This window comes from Pseudoalteromonas sp. SG41-5, assembly GCF_014164495.1.
GTDB classification, from domain to species: Bacteria; Pseudomonadota; Gammaproteobacteria; order Enterobacterales; family Alteromonadaceae; genus Pseudoalteromonas; species Pseudoalteromonas rhizosphaerae.
The window spans coordinates 18,834-27,366 of the sequence record NZ_JACJFH010000068.1; the positions used below are offsets into that span (position 1 = coordinate 18,834).

4 protein-coding genes are annotated in these 8,533 nt (G+C 41.6%); 1 reads left to right on the forward strand and 3 read right to left on the reverse strand.

What is annotated here, in order from left to right:
* The first annotated feature begins 241 nt into the window (after positions 1–241).
* On the forward strand, positions 242–2,818 hold the full coding sequence (locus tag H5232_RS16130; RefSeq protein ID WP_182831188.1) for an exo 1,3/1,4-beta-D-glucan glucohydrolase: 2,577 nt from the start codon (positions 242–244) through the stop codon (positions 2,816–2,818).
* Between the two features lie 71 nt (positions 2,819–2,889).
* Here the strand turns inward: H5232_RS16130 and H5232_RS16135 are convergent, their stop codons facing one another.
* The 3 genes from H5232_RS16135 to H5232_RS16145 all read right to left on the reverse strand — a co-directional run.
* The gene (locus H5232_RS16135; RefSeq protein ID WP_182831189.1) at positions 2,890–4,380 is read right to left on the reverse strand and encodes a tryptophan halogenase family protein; all 1,491 of its coding nucleotides are present in this window, start codon (positions 4,378–4,380) and stop codon (positions 2,890–2,892) included.
* Positions 4,381–4,387: 7 nt separating this feature from the next.
* The gene (locus H5232_RS16140; protein WP_182718897.1) at positions 4,388–5,923 is read right to left on the reverse strand and encodes a tryptophan halogenase family protein; all 1,536 of its coding nucleotides are present in this window, start codon (positions 5,921–5,923) and stop codon (positions 4,388–4,390) included.
* Between the two features lie 106 nt (positions 5,924–6,029).
* A partial coding sequence (locus H5232_RS16145; RefSeq protein ID WP_182831190.1) for a TonB-dependent receptor occupies positions 6,030–8,533 on the reverse strand: 2,504 nt, incomplete at its 5' end.

Genomic DNA, 8,533 nt, shown 5'->3' on the forward strand with positions numbered 1-8,533 from the left:
TTCCATATTTAATTTGATTAATGCCAATAGATGGTATTTAATGACTTTAAGGAAGCGCTTCCATATTTAGGTTAGTGACTATTTCTTAACAGGTCAACAGTTAAATTTTAATTTCAATGATGACAAAAAATAGTTCTACCGTTGCTTAGATGAATAAACCGCTTGGTCTCGCTTTTGTAATACAGCAGGTACTTAGAGTCTTTTAAGCAGCAATGAGTTGATAATAGATAGGTATATAAAAATGAAAACACACTTACACACAGCTAAGTTACCTACACTAAGTTTGTTAGCTGGATTAGTTACTCTGGCTGGTTGTTCAGCAAGCGAAAATAAAGATACGTCTCAAAATAATAGAGCTGTTGAACAAACGCAGCAGCAACAATTGCTAGCTATTTGGCCAAAGCTGAATAATGTGGTTCGAGCTGCTCCGCAAATTGAGTCTAAGATTGCTCAGTACTTGCAGACGATGACATTAGAGCAAAAAGTTGCGCAGATGATTCAACCTGAGATCCGCGATATAACGACTGATGATATGCGTAAATATGGTTTTGGCTCGTATTTAAATGGCGGAGGCTCATTTCCGAACGCGAATAAACATGCCACACCACAAGATTGGATTGCACTTGCTGAACAGATGTATCACGCATCGGTTGACGATTCTCTTGATGGCATCGATATTCCTACCATGTGGGGCACCGATGCTGTACATGGTCATAATAACGTGATTGGTGCAACGTTATTTCCACATAACATTGGCTTAGGCGCAGCAAATAATCCCGCTTTAATAGAAAAAATAGCCGCTGCGACGGCAATCGAAGTGATGGTTACTGGTATTGATTGGGTATTTGCGCCGACTGTTGCTGTTGTACGTGATGACCGCTGGGGTCGAACTTATGAAGGGTATTCTGAAGATCCAGAGATTGTCCGCCGGTACTCAGTTGCCATTGTTAACGGCTTGCAAGGCCATGCAGATGGTGATTTTTTAAGTCATAAGCGGGTGATTAGCACAGTTAAACACTTTTTAGGTGATGGCGGTACCGTCGATGGTGACGATCAAGGTAACAATATCGATTCAGAGCAAGCCTTGTTTGATACTCATGCTCAAGGCTACATTGGTGGTTTGTCGGCTGGTAGTCAATCTGTTATGGCGTCGTTTAATAGCTGGCATGGTAAGAAAAATCATGGCAATAAATACCTGCTTACCGATGTACTGAAAACGAAAATGGGCTTTGATGGCTTTGTTGTTGGTGATTGGAATGGCCACGGACAAGTTGTAGGTTGTAGTAACGAAAGCTGCCCACAGGCTGTAAACGCGGGGCTTGATATTTTTATGGTTCCTACGGGGGCGTGGAAACCACTTTATGAAAATACGATAGCGCAAGTAAAAGCCGGTGAAATTGCCATGAGCCGAATTGACGATGCTGTTGCGCGTATTTTAAGAGTCAAACTAAGAGCGGGTTTATTTGATAAACCGAGCCCTGCAAAACGTCAGTTCTCAGGTAAAACGCAGTTAATTGGCGCGCAAGCGCACCGCGATATTGCGCGACAAGCTGTGCGTGGATCACTGGTGTTATTAAAAAACAACAACAATACTTTGCCGATAGCGGCTAATTCACGAGTATTAATTGCCGGAGATGGCGCAGATAATATTGCTAAGCAAGCGGGGGGCTGGAGTATTACTTGGCAAGGCACCAATAACGAAAATACCGATTTCCCTGGTGCTACGTCAATCTTTGCGGGTTTAAAAGCGCAGATCACGGCCGCAGGTGGAGAGGCCATTTTAAGTCCTGATGGACACTTTACACAAAAACCTGATGTGGCGATTGTGGTGTTTGGAGAAGAACCTTATGCAGAAGGCCACGGTGACAGGGATAATCTTGAGTTTGAGCGTAATAATAAAAAGTCGTTAGCGTTATTAAAACAGCTTAAATCAAAAGGCGTGCTGGTCGTATCGGTATTTATTTCAGGTCGACCAATGTGGGTTAACGCTGAGTTAAATGCCTCTGATGCGTTTGTCGCCGCATGGCTACCGGGTACAGAAGGACAAGGTGTGGCCGATGTCTTATTAACTGACGCAGGAGGTGATATTCAGCATGACTTTACTGGTAAATTGTCGTTTTCATGGCCAAAATCACCACTGCAAACCGCAGTAAATAAAGATGATGTAGACTATTCGCCACTATTTCCTTATGGCTTTGGTTTAACCTATACAGATAAAAATACCCTGGCAGATAATTTAAATGAAGACTCAGGTGTTGATATAGCTAGTTTGCCTAATATGGTTATTTTTAATGGCGTGCTTACTGATCCATGGCGATTGTTTTTAAAGTCAGCCCAGCAGCAAGTTCAAGTAGCTAGCAATAGCGTTGAATTAGCAGGTATTAGTTATCGTACTGAAGATAAAGATATTCAAGAAGATGCAATGGCATTTGTATTTGCAGGTATAGGCCTTACTACAGCCGAAATCAATAGTAACTTCACTGAAGATAAAGTGGCTTATATCGAAGCAAACTCAGCGCTGAGTTTTGATTACAAGATAAATAGCGAATTTGCTGCCCCATTATTTGTTGCTATGAGTTGCGAGCATGGTTGTGGTGGACGTGTTGATATCAGCGCAGAACTCAAAAAGGCTACATTAAATAGATGGCAAACACTCAGCATAGACTTAACCTGCTTTACTGAGCAAGGCGTTGATTTTTCAAGAGTGATTAGCCCATTTTCATTACAGATCACGGGTAACGGTTCGGTTTCTGTGGCGAATATCAACTTTGTGCCAGAAGGAGCAAAAAAGGCAACAATTATCTGCCCAGATAGTTAACTTACTCTTTGATTTTGTTTTGTTGTGCAAAGCCCTTTAAGTGATTAAAGGGCTTTTTATGCTCACTCAGATTACTCCGCAGAACAATATTGTTGTAAGAACGCTTTATGTGTTGGCAATTGTGCCACGCGTTGAGTAATTTGCTGTTTGATACTGATCAGAAAGTGGCTTAACTCATCATCACTCATCAGGCTTGCAATTAAATGGTATTGTTTGGGTTTGATACCTTGACCCAACATTACTTGCACCCATGAGTCGACTCTAAAAATATCGCCGTCATCTAAAAATACCCGCCCAGTTTCTTTGAATAAACTAATTTTATGAACAAGGGTATCAGGCACTTCCATATTTTTACAATGACGCCAAAATTCGCTATCAGTGCGATCAGTGACTTTATAATGCAAGACAATAAAATCACGAATATTTTCAATCTCACTTTTTAGCTGTTTGTTGTATTCGTGGATTGCTTGTTCGGTAATACCATCAAATGGAAATAGCCGGATAAAGCGAATAATGCCCGACATAATTAAATGAATACTGGTAGATTCAAGAGGTTCAACAAAGCCACTGGCAAGCCCCAGAGCAAGGCAGTTTTTGTTCCAGCCTTTGCGGCGGCGGCCAGTTTTAAATTTAATTACTCTGGGTTCAGTGAGAGTTTCACCTTGAATATTACTGAGTAAAAGCTGCTTTGCATCAGTATCGTTTAAATAACGGCTACAATACACTAGACCATTACCTACGCGCTGTTGCAGAGGAATTTGCCACTGCCAGCCTACATCATGTGCTATTGAGCGGGTATAAGGCACTATATCATCGCTAATGGCTCTAGTTTGTACTGCAATTGCGCTATCGCACGGCAGTAAGTGTGACCAATCTTCATAGCCGGTATGCAAAGCCTGTTCAATAAGTAGTCCATTAAAGCCGGTACAATCAATAAAAAAATCACCATTTATGATACTTTCATCTGCAAGAGTTAGGCTGTTTATGAAGCCCGAAGTGGCGCATTTATTAACGTGGATTATTTTTCCCTCTAGACGTTTAACCCCTAGTTGTTCTGAAAATTCACGTAGGAATAATGCATAACGACTCGCATCCATATGAAATGCATAATTAATTGGATTTTGCTGATTAAAAGCACACTTACCTTGTTTAGCTGCTTGCAGTTCATAACAGTAATCACCAAACTCGGATTCAAGTCCTAATGTTAAGCTGTGTAGCCAAAAATGATGAAATTCACCTGCCCAGCATTCTTTGCCCGTCATGCCAAATGAGTGAATATAATCGGTGTTTTTTTCGCCCCAGTTTTCAAAACTGATCCCTAATTTAAAGCTTGCTTGGGTAGCTTTCATAAATGCTTGCTCATTTATGCCAAGTAATTTATGAAAAGTGCGGATCGGTGGAATAGTAGCTTCACCAACACCAACCGTAGCAATGTCGTCGGATTCGATAAGGGTGACATTGATATTTTTACCAACGAGTTTACTGAATGCAGCCGCAGCCATCCAACCAGCTGTACCACCGCCAGCGATCACCACATTTTTTATAGGTTTGTTGTGTGTCATTGTCAGGTTAAGCCTTATTGTTTAAAAGTTGATTTAATAATGCGCGATTTGTTGGTAACCCTTGTAAGTATTTGGCAATTTTTTCACGGTTTTGCTGATAAAAATACTGCCCAGCTTTAGAGTTATTAAAGGTATTTTCTGCTGTTGTATTTTGCGTGTGAAAGCCCATTCCATACAATACATATTGATAGCTGGCAGAGGGGAATACCTCTTCGTTTTCAATTAAATCAAACCTGCTTGGTGGTTGATATTGCCAAAGTGCCAGCAATTCATTCAAACGAGTAGGAATGCTCGATGGTTTTTTTATATCACGCCAGTATTGACTATCATCACGTTCACTTAATATGTAATGTAACTTTAAAAAGTCGATTACTCGCTGCCAGCGATAACTAAAGCGCTGATTAAATCGTTTAGCCAGCAAGTCCATATGAGTACGGTTTTGCGGCATTTGTTCGCTTAACATGCTGATTGAAAGCTCCACCATCGCCAGTGCTGATGCTTCAAGTGGCTCTATAAAACCTTGCGACATACCAACAGCAACACAGTTTTTTACCCAAAACTGTGTGCGGTAACCAGGAAGAAAACTCAGCTTGCGAGTTTGTATTTGCTCGGCGACTTGTTCACCAACAGATAGCGCAGCATAGCTCTTTAAGGTGTTCACAGCGGTTTGTTCATCGCAGTATTTATCGCTATAGGTATAACCGATACCACGACGACTCGGTAGACCAATATCCCAGATCCAACCATGTGGCTGCGCCGTTGATAAAGTGGCTGAGGCGATCTCTTGTTGATTATCGTTATAAGGGAGATGTGCAGCGATAGCGCTATTATTAAAAAGAATATGATCTTGTGTGATAAGCGTTGCGCCATAGTGCTCACCAATCAAACGCGCCCGAGCACCGGTACAATCAATGAATAAGTCGCCGTCTATGTCACCGTGCTTTATGGTGGTGAGTGAATGAATATAATCGTCATGACTATTTTTTACTTCGATGACGTCATCAATAATATGATGCACATTGAGTTTTTCTACGCAGTGGTGTTTTAAAAATGTGGCAAACTTACCGGCATCAAGATGATAGCCGTAATTAGTGACCGCCGCGTATTCTGGTGTGTGTAACTGCTTAGGTGCAAGTGCTGCTTGGCAAACAAAGCTTTGCATATTAACGGCGTCGGCATATTTTTGAGTGCTTGCATGATGTTGCCAGTAAGCGTGTAAATCGGTTTCTAAATAGCCTTCGGGAGTCATAAACGGATGATAGTAGTTTTCGCCTATATTTATGTTACGCCAGTTTATGAATTTTGAACCTTGCTTAAATGAAGCATCGCAGTGACGTATAAAATCTATTTCTTCGATACCAATTCGCTTGAGCGTATTGCGCATAGACGGCCAAGTGCCTTCGCCTACACCTGAAATAGCAATGTTTGCAGACTCTATTAAGGTAACCTTTTGTTTAGGGTGTTCAGCGGCTAATAGCCCTGCACTTAGCCAACCTGCTGCGCCACCACCTAATACCACAATGTGTTGTATTTTATTATTCATTGTGTGCTCTGTTGTTTTAATAAAATTGCTATTAACCTGCAACGCAAAAAGCCGCTAACAACTAGCGGCTTAATACTCATGGCGTTAATGAGTCAATAACCCTTGCTTAGAAGTTATAACGCATACCAATATTATAGCGTGCACCATTTTGTTCTAAATTCCATAACTGTGCTTCATACCGGCCATGTTGGCGCATATTTTGTTCAGTAATGTTAAGCCCTTCGACAAAGAACGACATTTGTTCACTGTAGTTGTAAGCAATATTAAAATCAATTTGGTAATACTCTTCTGTAAAGCCCGGTTCGTTAACGTAACGGGCAGCACTGTTTAAGAATTTATCACGCCAGTTATAGGCGATACGCGCCTGAAACTTATCGTTTTCGTACATGGCTATAAAGTTAGCTGTGTCGCTTAAGCCAACAAGGGCAAATTGTGTGACGGTTGGATCAGCGGCTACATTATAATCAATATCACCATTTACTATGGTGTAGTTAGCTTGTAAGCCAAAACCCGTGTCGCCAAAGAAGTGTTGTACGGCAAATTCATAACCATCAATTTTGGCATCTTTACTGTTGGTTGGTACTTGTGCCGTAAAGTCCATCAGTGGGTCATCACTGTTTGGTAAAACGTCGTAAGCGGCTTCAAATTCTTCATAGCTCATCGAGTCAAATGCTACACCATTTTCCATTGCAGCGACCATTTGGAATAAATTTGAATCAGTAAACGCAAGACCTTGTGCCTCAAGCTCTGCTTTGGCTGCTTGTGCTCTTGGACCCGCAGATGCATCGCGTAAGCCGTAGTAGTTTTGAGTCATTGGTGATAGACCAATAAAATTATCTACTTTTTTATTAAAGTAACCAATCGACACATAACTTAGATCAGTGAAGTACCACTCAGCAGATACATCAAAATTATTCGATTCAAGTGGGACAAGGCTAGGGTTACCAGTTGCTGCTGGTGCATTAGTGGTGCCTGGAATGATCGAAGGGCCGGTAGGTACACCTACCGTTGCCGCAGAACTTAAATTGTCGTAAGTAGGGCGGGCAATAGTGGTACTGTAAGAGGCGCGAAGAGTCACATCCTCAATAACGTTAATGTTAAAATCTAAGCTAGGTAAAAAATGGTTATAGCTTGAGCTCAAGGAATAGTCATCTTTATTGGTGCCGTAACGCACATTAAAGTCGTTGTTACCTTCCCATGCAACTGCATCAGGTAAATCAATATTAGCAGTTGAGGTAATATCGGTTGTTTCATAGCGCGCACCAATCACAAGGTTAAATACCATACCATTGATTTCGTTACTGTAATTATATTGTACAAATGCCGCTTGAATATCTTCTTCAATAGTGCGATTTGTTGCAAAGGCGCCATCAGCCGCAAAATTGAACCCGTATTGATCTGCCGCCCAGTAACCAATCTGTGAAGCACTACCGGTAAAGCCTTGATCAAACGAACCACTGGTATCGTAATCATCAAATTCGGCTAAAAAATTAGTTGGATCTAAATAGCCATCGGGTAGTTCACCAGGGTTTTCAATGCCCCAGTTACCCATTGTATTACGTGTTAGCGATTGTAAAGAGTGACTTTCCATTGAGCGTGACTCAATACCAAAGTCGATACTGCCGTTGTCTATGAGATAACTACCGTGTAGTCGAAATTCATCAACGGTTGATTCTTGACTTGCAAAGTTTGCATCTAAAATTGAGCTACCTACATCAGCTTGATCAAGCGCTCCTGAGCAGTTTAGATTTGTGCGACTACAGTCATCGAAATCTATTACCATAGAGGGTAAGTCACGGCTAAAGTCAACTTGTTGTGCGGCCACGACATTGGCACCTAAGCCTGCATTTATCCAACTACCATAAGGCGCATCGGGTTTGCTGGTGGCTTTTGAGCTGTGGGCATCAAACGTAAAGTTCAGTTGATCACTAAAGTAGTATTGAAGGTTTAAACCGATTGAATTATTTTCGTTTACTTGATTTTGCTCTTGTAATGCTAAGCCTAAGTCGCGAGTGGATAAGTCGCGGCGTTCTTCACGGTAATAAATAGGTGTTTTAACAGCATTGTCATCAAATGTTAAATGGGTTTTATAGTTGTCCATCCAAATTGATTGCTCTGCACGGGCTTCAAATAACTCTTGCTGTGAGTAAGTATAATCAAGTGTTGCGGTAAACGAGTCAATAGGGCTGTATTGCAATGTTAATTGAGCATTAGTACGAGTTCGCTCACGATCTGCAATGGTGTAGCGCAAGTCTGATGGCATTGAATAATACTGGCCCATCGCAGGAGCATTTTCTAATACAATGTCATCTGCTGCTTGAGGGATGGTGCCATCATATTCTGTGGTGCGCCATTCGCCAACAAATGCCCCGGTTGCTGAACTATCACGCTGTTGCATACTTGCTGTGAGTGAAGCACCAAATTTAGCATCTTCATCTGTCCAGCTAAAGATCCCTGAAATTTCTGGAGTAACATCATCGCCGACACGGTTAGTTGTATCGTGCTGTGCTTTAACACCAATATTGGCAACTAGGCCAGGGTTATCAAGCGGACGAGCAGTATTGATATTAATGGTTGCACCAATGCCACCAGATGCGATGCTGGCTTTAC

Excerpts from the sequence above, each read along its gene's own strand:
- H5232_RS16135 (WP_182831189.1), bottom strand. The coding sequence starts at position 4,380 with ATGACACACAACAAACCTATAAAAAATGTGGTGATCGCTGGCGGTGGT.
- H5232_RS16140 (WP_182718897.1), bottom strand. The coding sequence starts at position 5,923 with ATGAATAATAAAATACAACACATTGTGGTATTAGGTGGTGGCGCAGCA.
- H5232_RS16130 (WP_182831188.1), top strand. The coding sequence starts at position 242 with ATGAAAACACACTTACACACAGCTAAGTTACCTACACTAAGTTTGTTA.